Below are 17,467 nucleotides of genomic sequence, written 5' to 3'. Positions count from 1 at the left end.
GCAACAAATCAATTTTTTGTATTTTGGAATGGTATCGGCTATACCATACTATCCATGAAACAATTTATACTCTTATTGGTGCTTATTTCTACGCTACGTGTCCACGGACAAACGCCAGGCTTGTGGAACCAAATACTTGCAGGCAAGGACCTTGCTCCTTTTAAGCAATTTACAGGACAGGAAAGCTACCAGGAGGATAAGGATAAATTGGATACTCTTTATTTCCGTACCCTGTGTGACGATTTTTATGAAGGTCTTTTTATTTATGATAGGTGGGTTGGCGATACCAGGCCCGGCGGGCTTTACAGAATAAGCTATCAGTTCCGGGTCATAACCCGGCGGGACAAAATTATTTATGCCAGGTTGTTGGAAGATAATAAAAAGGCTGCCGATGATCCGGATTCTCTGCGCTTTGCCGAAAGAGCTTTCTACCAGGATTCCGTTTCTTACAGCCTGCTGCACAGATCCTTCAGACAGACATTCGGGGCCGATATAAAAGCATCGGAGCTGCTCCGGGATAATATTGAGTTTAGTCATGGCTGTGGCTTTGGCTCAACGCCATCGGATGAAAGAGTGCTGATGGATACACTTATTGTGCATAAGGATAAAGCAGCAATACTATCCTGGCTGCAATCTGCGAATACGGAGCGACAACTATATGGCCTGGATGCCAGTTACCAGCTTAAAAGACAAGGCCTCCCGATTACACGCTTTGAGCAGGATCTGATAAAAAAGATTTCGGCTAAGAAGGGAACGATAAATAGTTGTGCAGCTTACAGGCATGGAAGGCCGGAGATTCATCATATTATTCACCAGGTTAAGCACAGGCCAAAGGAGGTCGCAGACCGGACGGGACTGTTTAACTACGACTGGTAGCCCCATACCCGGATAGGGTAAAGCCTGTTGCCCGTTTACTGTTTATGGTTTGTGCATAATTACTGATCAAAACCCGCTTATGAAACGCCTTATTCTGTTGGTTTGCCTGTTTTATTCCGCGTTTGCGCATGGGCAAATGTTGGATCTATGGCACCGGGTGATGGCCAGCAAAGGCCTCTCTCCATTTAAGCAGTTTGCAGGACGGCCAGGTCGCCGGGTAGGAAAGGATGGACTGGATACCGTTTATTATCGAACCCTTTACGGCGATTATAAAGAGGGTATATTTACCTACGACCACTACCTGCCCACCGCTCCCGCAGGTAAGTACCCTTATGAGGAATATCAACTATGGGTGATTACCCGGAAAGATAAAATGATCGAAGGTAAACTGATGCAGGTCGTAAACGGTAATGAGGAACAACCCGATTCGATCCGTTTCGTACAACGGGGCGCATACCGGGATGTTGCAGACTACGTGCAGCTGCAGCAGGGGTTCAAACAAACCACCGGAGCATCGATGGATACTACCCAATTGTTTCGCGATGGCATTGTATTCGGTTACCAGTGTGGCATTGGCGGCGCGGTACCGGACGAACGGCTTGTAACCGACAGCCTGGTTAAATACCGCAACCGGGTGGCGCTTTTGTCCTGGCTGCAGGCAACCAATACTGAAAAACAGTTGTATGGGTATGATGCCTTTGTGCAACTGAAACGGCAGGGCCTAAGACTTAATGATAAAGAGCGTAAACTAATGCGTATGATTTCCCGTAAGCGGGGCTCCGTCAATACCTGCGCCTGGTGTTCGTTTGGTGCCGAAGAGCTCCCTGTGGTGATCCGGAGGATCAAACGGGGAGTTCCGTATATTGGCAATGGGGATATGGAATAATCGACTTTTTCCTTCCCGTAGGGTCTCTTTGCAGGAGACCCTGCGGGGACATCTGGATTTTTCTGCGATCGCCGCGGCACTGCGAGATATTAAACAGACCAGTTGATTTTCGTCGCGACGGCTACTGTAAGGGACGTCGCGAAGGGGCTGTCTGTTGTCCTTCCTTCCGCAGGGTCCTTTTGCAGAAGACCCCGCGGGGACATCTGGATTTTTCTGCGATCGCCGTGCCACCGCAAGTCCTTAATCAGATCCGTTGATTTGGTCGCGACGTCTCCCGCAAAGGGACGTTGCGAAGGGGCTGTCTGTTGTCCTTCCTTTCACAGGGTCTCTTTGCAGAAGACCCCGCGGAGACATCTGGATTTTTCTGCGATCGCCGCGGCACTGCGAGATATTAAACGGACCAGTTGATTTCGTCGCGACGTCTCCTGCGAAGGGACGTTGCGAAGTGGCTGTCTGTTGTCCTTCCTTCCGCAGGGTCCCTTTGCAGGAGACCCTGCGGAGACATCTAAATTTGATTTGGTCGCGACGTCTCCTGCGAAGGGACGTTGCGAAGGGGCTGTCTATTGTCCTTCCTTCCCGCAGGGTCCCTTTGCAGGAGACCCTGCGGGGACATCTAAATTTTTCTGCGATCATCGCACTACCGCAAGCCCTTAAACAGACCAGTTGATTTCGTCGCGACGGCTACTGTAAGGGACGTTGCGAAGAGGCTGTCTGTTGTTCCTTGCCTTCTGCAGGGTCCTTTTGCAGGAGCCCCTGCGGGGACATCTGGATTTTTATGCGGTCGCCGCGGCACTGCGAGATATTAAACGGACCAGTTGATTTTCGTCGCGACGTCTCCTGCGAAGGGACGTTGCGAAGGGGCTGTCTGTTGTTCCTTGCCTTCTGCAGGGTCCCTTTGCAGCAGACCCTGCGGGGGCATCTAAATTTTTCTGCGATCGCCGCGGCACTGCGAGATATTAAACAGAACAGTTGATTTCGTCGCGACGGCTACTGTAAGGGACGTTGCGAAGGGGCTGTCTATTGTCCTTCCTTCACGCAGGGTCTCTTTGCAGAAGACCCTGCGGGTACATCTAAATTTGATTTCGTCGCGACGGCTACTGTAAGGGACGTTGCGAAGGGGCTGTCTGTTGTCCTTCCTTCACGCAGGGGCTCTTTGCAGGAGACCCTGCGTGGGACATCTGGATTTTTCTGCGATTGCCGCGGCACTGCAAGCCCTTAATCAACAGTTGATTTCGTCGCGACGGCTACTGTAAGGGACGTTGCGAAAGGGCTGTCTGTTGTCCTTCCTTCACGCAGGGTCTCAATGCAGGAGACCCTGCGGGGACATCTAAATTTCAACCACGAAAAAAGCCCCGCAGGCGACAACTGCAGGGCTCATGCTTCGAGTAATTGATTATTAGCTTATACCGTTTCGTGGCCATCGGCATACATGGCCTCTATTTCTTTACTGTATTTTTCTTCCACCATTTTACGGCGTATCGACAACTTGGGCGTAAGGATACCATTGTCTACCGTCCATTCGGAAGGCAGGAGGGTAAACTTCTTCACCTGTTCCACATGCCCGAATTCGGGGTTATAACGATCGATCTGTTGCTGGATGAGCTTGATCACCGACTCTTCTTTGATCAGCGCGGCATTATCATCGGGTAGCGATTTGCCTTCGCCCTTCAGTTTGCCGCGGATCTGGCCATAATTGGGAACGATCAGTGCACTTACAAATTTACGGCCCGGGCCTACCACCATCATTTGCTCGATATACGGGCTTTCGCGCATTTTGTTTTCGATAGCCTGTGGGGCTACATATTTACCACCCGAGGTTTTAAACATTTCTTTTTTACGGTCGGTGATCTTCAGGAACCGCTCTTCTACCCATACGCCGATATCGCCGGTATGGAACCAGCCATCTGAAGTCAGCTCTTTGGCTGTAGCTTCCGGGTTTTTATAATACCCCACCATTACGTTATTGCCTTTACAAAGTATCTCGCCATCTTCAGCCAGCTTTACCTGTACATTTTTCAGGATGGGGCCAACGGTGCCGATACGCCGGTTCTCGCTTTCGAGATGGTTTACCGAGATTACCGGCGAAGTTTCGGTAAGGCCGTATCCTTCCATAACCGTGATCTGTGCTGCGCTGAAGATACGGATCAGTTTTTCGGACAGGGCTGCCGAACCGCTCACTACCGCTTCTACACGGCCGCCCAGGGCTTCTCTCCATTTGTTGAAGATGAGTTTATTGGCCAGCCATAATTGTAAGCGGTAGCCCAGGCTGCCTTTTTTTACATTATCGTATTTCTTACCCAGCTCCACCGCCCAGAAAAACAGGCCGCGTTTGATGCCGGTCAGGGCAAGGCCTTTGGCCATAATCTTTTCGTATACCTTTTCGAGCAGGCGCGGTACGCAGGTAAACACCATGGGTTGCACCTCTTTCAGGTTGTCGCCGATAGTATCCATACTTTCGGCATAGTAAATACCCAGGCCGCCTTTGATGTACACATAGGTGATCATCTTTTCGAAAATATGGTTGAGCGGCAGGAAGCTTAGTGCCCGGTCGTCTTTACGGGCAAAGTGAAACAGCGGCGCACTGTCGACCACATTGCTGACGATGTTGCGGTGGCAAAGCATAACGCCTTTGGGTGCGCCGGTGGTACCGGAGGTATAAATAATAGTAGCGATCGTCTCGGTAGTAATACGGCTGCATACCTCATCGCGTTGGGCATCGCCATCGGGTGTGGGTTTCAGTACGTTCCAGTTATCGACACCAGGCAGTTCATCGAAGGTATAAATATGTTTAAGGCTGGGTATATCCTTAAAGGCGGGCTGGAAACGGTCGTACAACTCTTTGCTGGCAAAGAAGATGATCTTTACTTCGGCCTCGTTGAGGATAAAGGCAAAATCCTGTGGGCTTACCGTAGGGTAGATAGGCGTAAGGATAGCGCCGGTACGTTGTACGGCCAGGTCGGTAATGATCCATTCGGGCCGGTTTTGGGAGCAGATGGCAATTTTTTCCTGTTGCTCCGGAACGAGTTCCTTGTTGCGGATGCCTAAAGACAACAGGCCGGAGGCAAGGTCCTCCGAACGTTTTTTTACCTCCTTACAGGAAATCGTCTGCCAAACGCCATTTATCTTCGAAGCCAGCATGACGCCCCCCGGGCGGTCTGCGGCTTGTATATCTGCAAAATCAAACAATCGCTGTTGTTGCATAGCTGTTCTTATGTTTTACGTCCCGGAGGAGCCGGTTATTAAAATGAATAAACGTTCATTCAAAGATAGCGGTTTACGATCAAAAAAGAAAGGGGTAGGGAAGTACTTACTTTGTAAATCTTTAGATAACGGCCGCTCTTGAACTAACAACCCTGCAACACTAAAGTTTTATGCCAGGCCAGCACTTTTATGCCCGGCGAGTAATGCAGCAGGTCGGGCTTGCGGCCGGCCAGGTCGAAACTGCCCACGCGGTAATGCGTTTCCAGTTGCTCCAACTGTACTTCCTGCAAGGGCCAGGGCTCGTGGTGTATGTCGAAGCGGAAAAGGCGGGTATCTTTTTCCGTATAAAGGCAATACCGTTCGGTAAGCCAGGTGTCCTGCTCCTGTTTCGCATCCAATTGAGCACCGGTACGGTAACGCACCAGCAGCCGGGTACCCGCCCCGGGGTTCTGTACTTCGTATTGCTGGCCTGTTGCCGTAGGCTTACGACTGATGCTGGCTTTGCGGTAGGGCAGTCCCGACAGGCTGCGGGCCACCAGTACAGAAAGGATTTTCTGCGCTTCGATACCCAGGAAGTAAACGCCTTTTTTACCGCTATGCTGCACATAGGTACGCAGGTTGAGCTCGTGAAAATCGGAGAGGAAAGCCAGGGCGGGCAACTGTCGCGGCCGTATTTGCTCCATCGTAAAGGCCACCAGCGATATCCAGGCCGAACCGGCAAAAGTATCGGGTTCAAGTCCCGGGGGTAAAAAGGGAATTAATAGGGCGCTGTCTATTTTCCAATGCAGGAACAGGGCCCTGTTCCACTCCTGGTAATAGGTCCAGTTGCCGGGTGGTAGCGGCCAGGGGCGATGCGCGGTATCATTGATCAGGGTTTCGAGGTAAGACATGGTGGCCGGTGTTCGCCGCAGCCTATAGTCCCATTAGTAAAATATAAACAAGGCTTAGCATCCGTTTCCGAAATAAAATGCGAAGTTTGTGTCACGGTTTCGTCATGGCCCGACTAAACGGAAGGCTGCGGAACCGATCTAAGGTAAACAAAATTATAAGTACATGGTTGCAGATATTGAAACAGCAAAACAACAGGTAGGCCGCCGTGGGTTTCTCGACGTTGCGATCGACCCCACGCTGGATCTGTTTGAAGAAATAGAGAAATTAAAGAAAGAGAAAAATGCCGTGCTGCTGGCGCACTATTACCAGGAGCCCGATATCCAGGACGTGGCCGATTATATTGGCGATAGCCTGGGCCTGGCGCAGGAAGCCGCCAAAACCGATGCCGATATTATCGTATTTGCCGGGGTGCATTTTATGGCCGAAACCGCTAAGATCCTCAACCCCGATAAAAAAGTGTTGCTGCCCGACCTGAATGCGGGCTGCTCGCTGAGCGATAGCTGTCCACCGCCAGCCTTTGCCAAATTCAAGGCGGAGCATCCCGACCACCTGGTGATCTCCTATATCAATTGCAGCGCGGGTATTAAAGCCCTGAGCGATATTATCTGTACCTCTTCTAATGCCAAGCTGATCGTAGACAGCCTGCCGCAGGACCAGAAGATCATTTTCGCACCGGACAAGAACCTGGGCGGTTATATCAATAAAGTGACCGGTCGTAATATGGTGCTGTGGGACGGCGCCTGTATGGTACACGAGATTTTTTCACTTGAAAAAATTATCCGCCTGAAGGAGCAACACCCCGATGCCAAACTGATCTCGCACCCCGAATGTGAAGAGCCGCTGCTGAAGATCTCCGATTTTGTAGGTTCTACCACGCAACTGCTGAAGTATACGGAAGTCAATCCTGCAACCTCCTTTATCGTGGCTACAGAAACCGGTATCCTGCACCAGATGCAGAAAAACTCGCCCGACAAAACCTTTATTCCCGCACCGCCGGAGAATAACTGTGCCTGTAACGATTGCCCGCATATGAAACTGAATACCCTGGAGAAACTGTACCTCTGTATGAAGTACGAGATCCCGGAGATCACGATGGAAGAAGAGCTGCGCCTCGCGGCTAAAAAGCCGATCGACCGTATGCTGGAGCTGAGCGCGCAGCTGGGCCTGTAAATAGTCCTGGTGACGATCTTACTGCAGGAAAAATACAAGAGGCGCTTGTGGAAGTGTGGCGCTGAAAATTATAAAATGCGAAAACCGGGTCCTGGAAAGGTCCCGGTTTTTATATTTATCTCAGGATAGCCTGGTTTAGTGTACATTCAGTTCCGTATGGATACCATGGCCCTCGAGTACAGCTTGGGCTTGGTGCACCTCCTCTTTGCTGCCTTTAAAGGCCAGCAGGGTCTTACCCTCCTTCAACTGGTTTTCGTAGTGCTGGGCAATTTTTGCATCGGCGTTATTGATCATGAGTACGGAAGCAATGGTGCCGCCGATCACACCGAAGTCGAAACCCGCTATGGCGCCTGCTAATGCGCCGATGCCATACAGTACGCCGATACCGGGTACCGCTACCAGGCCTACGCCGGCCAGCACACCCACGAGCGCGCCTACACCTACGCCTTTGGCCGCGATAGTGGCATCCTTTACCTGGAGATCATCGCCTACATCGGTTTTGCCCAGCAGGCTGATATGTTTTTCGTTAAACCCGTTTTGCTTCAGCAGGTTAACGGCTGCTACTGCCTGTTCGTGGCTGTCGTAGAAGCTTACAATGTTTTGACTCATGATATTGAATTTAAATGTTCTGAACTAACAAAGTCCCTGCAATATAGTTCTCTTTTTCCGCAGGAATAACGGCATTTTTGTACCTTAGCCCGCAAAATTTGAAATCTACATGAGCAAACGTGCTGTTACTATATTAGGTGCCGGTCTGGTGGGTTCGGTATTGGCGGTGCTGCTCCGCAAAAGGGGCTATGAAGTGACCATTTACGAACGTCGTCCGGACATGCGTAAAGAAACTATCGGGGCGGGCCGGTCCATTAACCTGGCGATGAGCAACCGCGGCTGGAAAGCCCTTGAATTGGCCGGTCTGCGCGAAGACATCGAAGCCATTGCCATCCCTATGCCCGGACGTTTCCTGCACCAGGAAGACGGTTCCTCGGCCTTCCAGGCCTATGGCAAAAACGGAGAAGCCATCTATTCGGTAAGCCGCGGCGAGCTCAATAAAAAGCTGATGGACCTGGCCGAACAGCATGGCGCCAGGATCCTGTTCAACCAGCGTTGCAGCCGGGTCGATGTGGCGGCCAATACCATTTTTATACAACAGGAAGACGGCAGCGAGCAGGCCATAACCTGCGACCTGTTGTTTGGTGCTGATGGCGCGTTCTCGGCCCTGCGTACCGCGATGTCGTTTACCGACCGTACCAATTTCTCCCAGTTTTATATCGAAGCGGGCTATAAAGAGCTCAATATCCCTGCGGGGCCCAATGGCGCCTGGCAGATCGAGAAGAATGCCCTGCATATCTGGCCGCGGCATAATTATATGATGATTGCCCTGCCCAATACTGACGGCAGCTTTACCTGTACCCTGTTCTTCCCCTTCGAAGGCAATCCGTCCTTTGCTGCGCTCAAAACCGAAGCCGAAGTACAGGCCTTCTTCCAGGCGCAGTTTCCCGATGCGATCGACCTGATGCCTACGTTGGTACACGATTTTATGCATAACCCGGTATCCTCGCTCATCACTACCAAAATCTTCCCCTGGCGCAATGCCGACCGCAGCTGCCTGATCGGCGATGCGGCACATGCCATCGTGCCGTTTTACGGGCAGGGTATGAATGCCGGTTTCGAAGACTGCTCGGTACTGGAAGCCCTTATGGAGGAGCATGGCGAAGACTGGGAAACGATACTGCGCGAATTGGAGCAGCAGCGTAAACCCAATGCCGATGCGGTAGCCGACCTGGCGCTCAACAATTTTATCGAAATGCGCGATAAGGTAGCCGACCCGGTATTCCTCGAAAGGAAAAAGATCGAAAAAGAGCTGGGACGCCGTTATGCCGGCCGTTTCAACTCGGTATACGAAATGGTATCCTTCAGTCATACGCCCTATGCTTATGCCCTGCATTGCACCAAAGCGCAGGATGTACTGCTGGGCAGGATTATGGCCGGCGGCGACTTCTTTACGAATATAGAACAACCGGAGTATGCCGCGCAGGTAGAGCAATGGTTGCATGAATACGAGGCCACGGTATAACCGGCAGGCGCCGTATATAAAATACGGAACAACAGAGTCGAAGTGAGTGGTAACTTACCATAGGCGTAGCGGGGAAGGTTTTGTTGCAAAAGCCTTCCCCGTTTTTTACAAAATCATGACATTTCTGTATTTTTTACAGTAAACAGCGTATTTTCGCACTGAGAAAATAAAAATGAATAACCGTTCATTTTCGTGATCCGTTATCTGTCCGCCCTGTTGTGACGCTGGCAGGGTGTGACCAGGCTAAGCGTTAAAAAATATAAACCATGCAAATTGTTCAGCAGATCCTTTTCGTCCTTCTTGCCGTTGCGGCAACGTTTCTTTTTGTCCGTAAGGTGCGGGAGATAAGGCGTAACATCAACCTGGGTAAAGACCTGGAGATAAAAGACAATCCCTCGGCCCGTTGGAAGAATGTACTGCTGCTGGCTTTTGGTCAGAAAAAAATGTTTAAACGCATGACGCCGGCTATCCTGCACTTTTTTGTGTATGCCGGTTTCGTGATCATCAATATCGAGATCCTCGAAATCATCCTGGATGGTATCCTGGGTACACACCGCCTGTTCGCCCCTTATATCGGTGGGCTGTACAATGTGCTGGTCGGCTTTTTCGAGATCCTGGCCGCGCTGGTACTGGTTTCCTGTGTTATCTTTTTAATCCGCCGTAATATACTGAAGCTGAAAAGGCTGAACCAAAGCGAGCTCGACGGCTGGCCCAAAACCGATGCCAACCTCATCCTGACTACCGAGGTGGTGCTGATGGCGCTGCTGCTCACCATGAATGCCGCAGACTATAACCTGCAGCAACTGGGGGCGCATCACTACCAGGATACCGGCGCTTTCTGGGTTTCGGGGCTTATCGCACCTTTGTTTTCCGGTATGAGCGAAACCGGCCTGGTCCTGCTCGAGCGTACCTGCTGGTGGTTGCACATTGCCGGTATATTCGCCTTCCTCAACTACCTGCCTTACAGTAAACACCTGCATATCGTACTGGCTTTCCCCAATGCTTATTATGCCAAACTGGTGCCCCAGGGCAAAATGGTAAACATGCCCGAGATCCAGAACGAGGTATTGTATATGATGGAGCCGGATAAAGCGCCGGCAGATGCCGCTGCGGCCGAACCGCACCGTTTCGGCGCCAAAGACATAACCGACCTGAGCTGGAAGAGCCTGATGGATGCCTACTCCTGTACGGAATGTGGCCGTTGTACCGCCAATTGCCCGGCCAATATGACCGGCAAAAAGCTGTCGCCGCGTAAGATTATGATGGATACCCGCGACCGTATGGAAGAAGTGGGTAAAAATATCGATAAGAACAAGACTTTTGTAGACGACGGCAAGTCGCTGTTGCACGATTATATTACCACCGAAGAACTGAGGGCTTGTACCTCCTGTAACGCTTGTGTGGAAGCCTGCCCGGTAAGCATCGACCCGCTGTCCATTATCCTGGACCTGCGCCGTAACCTGGTTATGGAAGAAAGTAATGCGCCACAGGAATGGAACAGCATGTTCAGCAATATCGAAAATAATATGGCGCCCTGGAAGTTCAGTCCTGATGACCGCGACAAATGGGCTGAAGAGCTGGCTGCATCCTGAAGGCTGTATAGTAAATGATGATTATCGGGCAATAAAGGATAGCCATGAAAAAAGGTTTTTTACTCGTGATTGCTGCCGGTATATTTGCTGGTTGTCATTCGGATCCGGATACCCCGGTTCCCGTTCCGGTGAAGGAGCCCGTTATCGACCCTGGTGTCTATAATGTGCAGATCAGGGATCAATACACTGCGCCGATGGGCCCGGATGGTCCTATCGGGCACAGCACGGATACCACGTACACCGGGCATATGACGATAAGCGGAGGGCCGGATACGATCCGTGTGGTGTTGGAAAACAATGGTATGGCATCGCAGTCGCTGGCCTATATGGGTACCACGAACGATACGGCCTTATACCAGCAGCCTTATCCCGGCTTGCCCAATAGCTGGGTATTGCACTACGATGTGGTAAGCGGGAAAATGATATACGTCGTTACCCAACGTTCCAATCACCAGGGCGAATGGCAGACAACAGTAACGAGTTTGTAAGTTGACGTTTTTCTCCGGCTGCAGCCGGAACAACCAAAAGAAGAAGATTTTATGCAGATAAAAACAATGGCCGAATACATGGCCGAAGGTACGGAACCGGAAGTCCTGTTTTGGGTAGGATGTGCCGGCAGCTTTGACCAGCGCGCGCAACGTATTACCAAAGCCTTTGCCCAGATCCTGGATAAAGTAGGCGTTCAGTTCGCCATTTTAGGTAAAGAGGAAATGTGTACCGGCGATCCGGCACGGCGCTCGGGTAACGAGTTCCTGTTCCAGATGATGGCTTATAACAATATCCAGCTGCTGAACGGTTATAATATCAAGAAGATCGTAACCGCTTGTCCGCATTGTTTCAATATCCTGAAAAACGAATATCCTGCCCTGGGCGGCCAATATGAAGTGATCCATCATACCACCTTCATCAACCAGCTGATCGGCGAAGGCAAGATCGTGATGAAGGAAGGCGGCGCATTTAAAGGCCGCAGGATCACCTATCACGACAGCTGTTACCTGGGCCGGGCCAACCAGATTTACGAAGCGCCCCGCGCCGTGCTGGAAGCGCTCGATGTGGAGCTGGTAGAGATGAAACGCTGCAAGACCAACGGTCTTTGCTGCGGTGCGGGCGGTGCCCAGATGTTTAAAGAAGATGAGCCCGGCGATAAAAGGATCAATATCGAACGCTCCGAGGAGGCCCTGGCCACCGGTGCTACCGTAATTGCCGCCAACTGCCCTTTCTGTACCACGATGTTGCTGGACGGTGTGAAGAACAAGGAACAGGAAGATCATGTACAGGTACTGGATATCGCCGAAATGGTGGCCCAGTCGCTGGCCTGATCATCGCCTAGCTATAAATGCCAGAATTAGAAGAACACATAAGCCTGATCCTTAACCCGTCAGGCTTATGTTCTTGTTACCCACACCTTATCCCTATGAACTTCAGTCCCACCCTTGAAAACAGGCGGGCCTTGCTGCGTCCCATGCAGCTGAGCGATGTAGCCCTGCTCGCGCCCCTGGCCCTTGGCGAGCCGGAGCTTTACCGTTATATGAGCGCCGTTATCGGCAATGAAGACGACCTGTTGCGGTTTGTAACCGAAGGCATACAAGACCGGGAGGCCGGCAAATGCATACCTTTTGTAGTGATCGATAAACAGCAGGACGCCATTGCGGGCGCTACCCGGTTTGGCAACCTGGAGTTGCGGCACAAGCGGGTAGAGATCGGTTGGACCTGGATCGGCAGCGCCTTTCAGGGTACCGGGCTCAATAAAGCCATGAAATACCTGATGCTCGAACATGCTTTCAGCGTGATGGAGATGAACCGGGTAGAGATCAAGACCAACGAGGATAATACGCGTTCCCGCCGGGCGATCGAAAGTATCGGCGGCCGTTTCGAAGGCATCTTCCGCCACCATATGGTCAACCCCGACGGCAGCCTGCGCAATACGGTTTATTACAGCATCCTGAAAGAGGAATGGCCCGAGCTTAAAGCCGGATTGTTTGCCCGGTACAATACCGGTTGGTAATACCGCCGTAACAGGCAGATACTCCTCATAATCCCTGTTATAAATAATCCCTTGTATGACTCGATTTTAAGTTTTTGATTATTTACATTTATGGGTAAATATGTCGAAAATGAAGTACTTTTTATTGTTTATACTGGTTGTGCTATCCGGGTATGTGATGCGGGCGCAGCACTACGCCTGCGTGGCACCGGGGCAAAAAGTATACTTCACGAACGCAGCCGGTTACCTGCGGGGCATGCGTATAGACTCTACTAAAATAATTGATGGCAATACGGTACATTACCCGTTCCGGAGGGCGAGGCTGTCCTATGGGAGCGGACCTTTACAAGCAGATACAACCGGTGGCAGCTGGCTGGGCAAAGAGATTATAGAAACACCCGGCGGCTTTACCTATATACCCAATACCTGGGGCGATACGATCCGTATAAAAAACGACGCATTATTAAACGAATCCTGGATCTTTTTCCGCGATAGTACGGCTGTCTACTACGAAGCCACGGTTACGGCCTGGGATACGATGACGGTAAACGGCGTAACCGATTCGGTAAAAACCATCCGGCTTACTGCCTGGAGCGGCACTTCGGTTTTGAGCACCGACCCCTTGCATCACCTGGAACTGCTCCTAGGCCGCGAGCAGGGCTGGCTGCAGGCAGCCGATCTTTATCTGTTTCCTTATCATGCACCAGGCAAGGTTTTTAATAGTTTTTTCGACTGTTATTTCAAGCAGGTAAATGGGGGAGGAGTACTGAACCCGGCTTTGCTGGTTTTCCGGCGCATTAATTTCGTGCCTGCCTACCGGCATAAGATCTATGATTTTAATACCGGCGATGTGTTCCGCGATAACCGGTATGTCGCTTTCGACGTCAATCAATATTCGTTCAAGAACACCCGCTTCGAGATAACGGCGAAGCAGGTAACTGGTAGCGGTATTGCCTATACCCGGGCTTATACCAGTTCCGGAACGGTCTACCCGGGCAATGCGCCGCCTTACCCTACGGCCGGAAGCGGTTTGGACACCCTGAACATCGGTGAGGATGCCTTGTTGAGCGATACGGTTAAAATGCCGGAAGAATGGTTTAATGGGAAATACTGTTATTACTGGCCCGGCGATTCTACGTTCTGTTACCGTTCTGCGGCTTATGGTTTTGAAACGGATGTGATATTTGCTAACGGGCAATTGGAGGGCGGAGCTGTAGAGCCTGTCCTGCCTAAAAGTTATTACAAAAACGGGCTGGGCGAAATCTCCATGGAGAGTGGGGGTATTACAGGTATTCATATACCGGTAACGCGCAGCAAGCTGGAGGCTGCCGGCAAGGCAGGCCAGGTGCCCTGCGATAACAATAATGCCCTGGGTATAGCCGGGGCGGTTGCTGCACAGGCCATAACATTCCGGTTGTTCCCCAACCCTGCTGCCACACAGTTTTACCTGGAACTACCGGAGGCTTTACCCGCTGACAATTTTATCTTCGAAGTATACGATATTTGCGGACGCAGGATGATTACCCAAAAGATAAGCGGTTCCCGCACGCTAATCACTACCGGCAACTTACCGGATGGTATCTACGGTTTCCGGTTATGGGGACCTTCCGGCTCCGGTAGCGGCAAAGTCGTTATCCGCAGGTAGAGTGAACCAGGCACACCACTGCAAACGCCGCCAATCATGAATATTTAAAGCCACGCTATGACGCAACATTATTTAAACGACGGTCCCCGGAGCGCCGGCGTTTATGAAGATCTCGATTTTATAAAAAAGAAACTGCATTACCCGCTCCGGCGCCGCCTGCTGGTGCCGCTGCTGGCCTGGATAGTGCCCTTGCTGGCTTTATACGGTTTTAGCCTGGCCCGGATATGGGGCGCAGGCGATCCTGCAGATCATCGCCGCTACTATATGGGCGTATTGCCCCTTATATTTACCATCATTACCCTGGCCGGCCTGTCGCGCTACGGCGCTACGCTCCGGTTTGCAACCTTATATACCGGTCTCGATAGGCGCCGCAGCCGCGAGCTGATAGCCGCTTTTCTCCGGGCGCAACAGGTGGCCGTAATTACCCACCCGATGAGCGGGGACATTTTCCAGATCGTCAGTACGCCCGTTTCCTCAAGGTCGGGCGATATGCGCGAAGTGCTGGTGCTGATCGCCGACGAAGGCCGCATCCTGCTCAATAGCCACTTTGCCAACAACACGCTGATGATGGTGCCACCGGCACGGCTGCGCAGGCATATGGAAAAAGCGCTGAAAAATTGGATCCGTGATGCCTCACCTGAAGTGCAGCATCAAAAATTGTCCCGATAGTTTAGACATATAGCACGATAAACAGGCTTCTTCTTATTTAACGTAACTTTGCAGCATGACAAATTATGACTTGACCCCGCTTGTACCGGCCGGTTTTTCGGACGACTCGCGGGTTTGGATATACCAGGGCAGCCGCCCCTTCAGCGAAAAAGAGGAATTGGAGATCAACGAACAACTATTCCAGTTCTACGCCCAGTGGCAGGCGCATGGCGCACCGGTTAAAGGCTGGGCCCGCCTGCTTTTTCGCCGCTTTATCGTAATGATGGCCGACGAAACGGAAGTAGCCGTAAGCGGTTGCAGCACCGATAGTTCGGTAAGGATCATTAAAAGCATCGAACGGCAGTACGATGTAAACCTGTTCGACCGCCTGTCCATCACCTTCCTGGTAAAAGGCCAGCCCGAGGTATTGCCTATGGGCCAGGTGCAATATGCGATCGATAAAGGTTATATAAACGGCGAAACCCTCCTGTTCAACAACCTGGTAGCCACCAAGGCCGATATGTTCCGCAACTGGCTGCAGCCCCTGGGTTTCAGCTGGCTAAAAAACAGGGTACAGCTGCCGGCCGATAATTAAAGGACCGGCGATAAAATAATAGGAAAGGATATGATCTGATTTTATATTTTTGCCGCCCGATCTCATACCCGTAGATTCAAATAAAAGAAAATGATCCTTTCCGACAAACGTATACTGGAGGAAATCCAGAAAGGTACTATTGTTATCGAGCCGTACGACCGGCAATATTTAGGCAGCAATTCCTACGATGTGCACCTGGGCAAACACCTGGCAGTGTACCGCGACGGCGTACTTGATGCCAAGAAACATAACGAGATCGAGCATTTCGAAATCCCCGAAGAAGGTTATATCCTGCAACCCGGCACCCTGTACCTGGGCGTAACGGAAGAGTATACCGAAACGCATGCCCATGTACCTTTTCTCGAAGGCAAATCGTCGACCGGGCGCCTGGGTATCGATATTCATGCTACGGCGGGTAAAGGCGATGTGGGCTTCTGCAATACCTGGACCCTCGAGATCTCCTGTGTGCACCCCGTACGTATCTACGCCGGTATGCCGGTAGGTCAGCTCATCTACTTCCCGGTAGACGGCGAGGTGGAAAACAAATACAATACCAAGCAGAATGCCAAATACACCGAGCGTACGGTACGCCCCGTGGAAAGCATGATGTGGAAGAATAAATTCTAAAGAACTAATTGCCCCTGAAATCCCGCAGACCTGCGGGATTTTTTTATTTTTGCCGACAACAAAAAAACAGCATGCAAGCAGATCAGCATAAATTCTCCGTAGGCGTTGTAGGCGGCGGCGCTATGGGCAGCGGTATCGCACAGGTGGCGGCTACCGCGGGCCACCAGGTGGTCATTTTCGATACCAATCCCGCGGCACTCGACAAAAGTAAAGCCGGCCTGACCGCTACTTTGAACAAACTGCAGGAAAAAGGCAAGATTGCCAATGCCTCCGAAATACTGGACCGGTGCAGCTTTGCGGCCGATATGGCTGCTTTCGCGGATTGTGGTCTTATTATCGAAGCCATCGTCGAAAATATAGACGTCAAGAAAAAGGTATTTGCCGCACTGGAGGCTATTGTCCGGGAGGATTGTATCCTTGCTTCCAATACCTCTTCGCTGTCTCTCGCCTCTATTGCTGCGGCCTGCAGCAAACCGGCGCGCGTTATGGGCATCCACTTTTTTAATCCTGCACCGCTCATGGCCCTGGTGGAAGTGATCCCGGCCATACAAACCGCAGCCGCATTGCCGGAGCAGATCAAGACTTTATTGTTACAATGGGGCAAAGCGCCGGTATTGACCAAAGACACGCCGGGCTTTATCGTAAACCGTGTGGCCAGGCCTTTCTACGGCGAAGCCCTGCGGATCTATGAAGAAGGCATCGCTGATATGGCTACCATCGACTGGGCCATGACGGGGCTTGCCGGCTTTAAAATGGGGCCCTTTACCCTGATGGATTATATCGGCCATGATGTAAACTACGTGGTTACCGAAACGGTGTTTACTTCTTTCTTTTTCGATCCGAGGTACAAACCGGCCTTCTCGCAAAAACGCCTGCTGGAAGCCGGCTGGCTGGGCCGCAAATCGGGCCGGGGTTTTTACGACTACAGCGAAGGGGCAACAATGCCCGCGGCGGTACAGGACGAACAGGCAGGTCGTAAAATAGCCGAACGTATCCTGTTTATGTTGATCAACGAAGCCGTGGATGCCCTGCAGTGGCAGATCGCCTCGGCAGAAGATATCGAACTGGCTATGACCAAAGGCGTAAACTATCCTAAAGGCCTGTTGCACTGGTGCGACGAATTGGGCGCCGATTATGTGCTTGCCGGCCTGGATACCCTGTACGATACCTATCGCGAAGACCGCTACCGCGCCAGCGCATTGCTGCGTAAAATGGGTCGCGAAGGCAAACGTTTTTTTGCCTAAACACAACCCTGTATTTCATGGCGTCTTCTGCGCC

16 protein-coding genes are annotated in these 17,467 nt (G+C 51.5%); 13 read left to right on the top strand and 3 right to left on the bottom strand.

The features are described from left to right. Window positions 1-54 precede the first annotated feature (54 nt). Window positions 55-876 carry a hypothetical protein gene (locus tag B0I18_RS00545; protein WP_106520701.1) on the top strand — a complete coding sequence of 274 codons (822 nt, stop codon included), beginning with the start codon at window positions 55-57 and terminating at the stop codon, window positions 874-876. 79 nt (window positions 877-955) lie between these two features. After that, complete coding sequence (locus B0I18_RS00540; protein ID WP_106520700.1) at window positions 956-1,762, top strand: hypothetical protein; 807 nt, start codon at window positions 956-958, stop codon at window positions 1,760-1,762. Between the two features lie 1,401 nt (window positions 1,763-3,163). On the opposite strand, the gene B0I18_RS00535 is transcribed toward B0I18_RS00540, so the two are convergent. Together B0I18_RS00535 and B0I18_RS00530 are read right to left on the bottom strand one after the other, a co-directional pair. Next, window positions 3,164-4,963: an AMP-dependent synthetase/ligase gene (locus tag B0I18_RS00535; RefSeq protein ID WP_106520699.1), complete on the bottom strand. Its 1,800-nt coding sequence runs from the start codon at window positions 4,961-4,963 to the stop codon at window positions 3,164-3,166. A 143-nt stretch (window positions 4,964-5,106) separates the two neighbouring features. Then, complete coding sequence (locus B0I18_RS00530) at window positions 5,107-5,853, bottom strand: YqjF family protein (RefSeq protein WP_106520698.1); 747 nt, start codon at window positions 5,851-5,853, stop codon at window positions 5,107-5,109. 163 nt (window positions 5,854-6,016) lie between these two features. Between B0I18_RS00530 and nadA the strand changes: the two genes are divergently transcribed. Next, on the top strand, window positions 6,017-7,024 hold the full coding sequence (gene nadA, locus B0I18_RS00525; protein WP_106520697.1) for a quinolinate synthase NadA: 1,008 nt from the start codon (window positions 6,017-6,019) through the stop codon (window positions 7,022-7,024). A 135-nt stretch (window positions 7,025-7,159) separates the two neighbouring features. Here nadA and B0I18_RS00520 read toward each other — a convergent pair whose 3' ends face one another. Continuing rightward, window positions 7,160-7,633 (bottom strand): hypothetical protein, encoded by a 474-nt coding sequence (locus B0I18_RS00520; RefSeq protein ID WP_106520696.1) that lies wholly within the window; start codon window positions 7,631-7,633, stop codon window positions 7,160-7,162. A 109-nt stretch (window positions 7,634-7,742) separates the two neighbouring features. Here B0I18_RS00520 and B0I18_RS00515 point away from each other — a divergent pair, with 109 nt between their 5' ends. The 10 genes from B0I18_RS00515 to B0I18_RS00470 all read left to right on the top strand — a co-directional run bounded on the left by B0I18_RS00515 (window position 7,743) and on the right by B0I18_RS00470 (window position 17,433). Further along, complete coding sequence (locus B0I18_RS00515; protein ID WP_106520695.1) at window positions 7,743-9,098, top strand: FAD-dependent oxidoreductase; 1,356 nt, start codon at window positions 7,743-7,745, stop codon at window positions 9,096-9,098. A 266-nt stretch (window positions 9,099-9,364) separates the two neighbouring features. Then, entirely contained in the window at window positions 9,365-10,690 is a 1,326-nt protein-coding gene (locus B0I18_RS00510; protein ID WP_106520694.1) for a 4Fe-4S dicluster domain-containing protein, read from the top strand. A gap of 44 nt (window positions 10,691-10,734) precedes the next feature. Then, window positions 10,735-11,178: a hypothetical protein gene (locus B0I18_RS00505; protein WP_106520693.1), complete on the top strand. Its 444-nt coding sequence runs from the start codon at window positions 10,735-10,737 to the stop codon at window positions 11,176-11,178. 51 nt (window positions 11,179-11,229) lie between these two features. Further along, a complete protein-coding gene (locus tag B0I18_RS00500; protein ID WP_106520692.1) occupies window positions 11,230-12,009 on the top strand; it encodes a (Fe-S)-binding protein in 780 nt (259 codons plus the stop codon). 95 nt (window positions 12,010-12,104) lie between these two features. Beyond that, the gene (locus tag B0I18_RS00495) at window positions 12,105-12,695 is read left to right on the top strand and encodes a GNAT family N-acetyltransferase (RefSeq protein WP_181358277.1); all 591 of its coding nucleotides are present in this window, start codon (window positions 12,105-12,107) and stop codon (window positions 12,693-12,695) included. A 109-nt stretch (window positions 12,696-12,804) separates the two neighbouring features. Then, window positions 12,805-14,319, top strand: coding sequence for a T9SS type A sorting domain-containing protein (locus tag B0I18_RS00490; RefSeq protein WP_181358276.1), 1,515 nt, complete (start codon window positions 12,805-12,807; stop codon window positions 14,317-14,319). Window positions 14,320-14,376: 57 nt separating this feature from the next. Next, window positions 14,377-14,988 (top strand): hypothetical protein, encoded by a 612-nt coding sequence (locus B0I18_RS00485; protein WP_106520689.1) that lies wholly within the window; start codon window positions 14,377-14,379, stop codon window positions 14,986-14,988. 55 nt (window positions 14,989-15,043) lie between these two features. Beyond that, on the top strand, window positions 15,044-15,562 hold the full coding sequence (locus B0I18_RS00480) for a hypothetical protein (RefSeq protein ID WP_106520688.1): 519 nt from the start codon (window positions 15,044-15,046) through the stop codon (window positions 15,560-15,562). Window positions 15,563-15,652: 90 nt separating this feature from the next. Then, window positions 15,653-16,189, top strand: a complete 537-nt coding sequence (gene dcd, locus B0I18_RS00475; RefSeq protein ID WP_106520687.1) for a dCTP deaminase — start codon at window positions 15,653-15,655, stop codon at window positions 16,187-16,189. A gap of 71 nt (window positions 16,190-16,260) precedes the next feature. After that, complete coding sequence (locus tag B0I18_RS00470; protein ID WP_106520686.1) at window positions 16,261-17,433, top strand: 3-hydroxyacyl-CoA dehydrogenase NAD-binding domain-containing protein; 1,173 nt, start codon at window positions 16,261-16,263, stop codon at window positions 17,431-17,433. Window positions 17,434-17,467: the final 34 nt, after the last annotated feature.

It is taken from the genome of Taibaiella chishuiensis, from assembly GCF_003014535.1.
Classification (GTDB): domain Bacteria; phylum Bacteroidota; class Bacteroidia; order Chitinophagales; family Chitinophagaceae; genus Taibaiella; species Taibaiella chishuiensis.
This window is presented reverse-complemented; position numbering and strand designations above follow the sequence as displayed.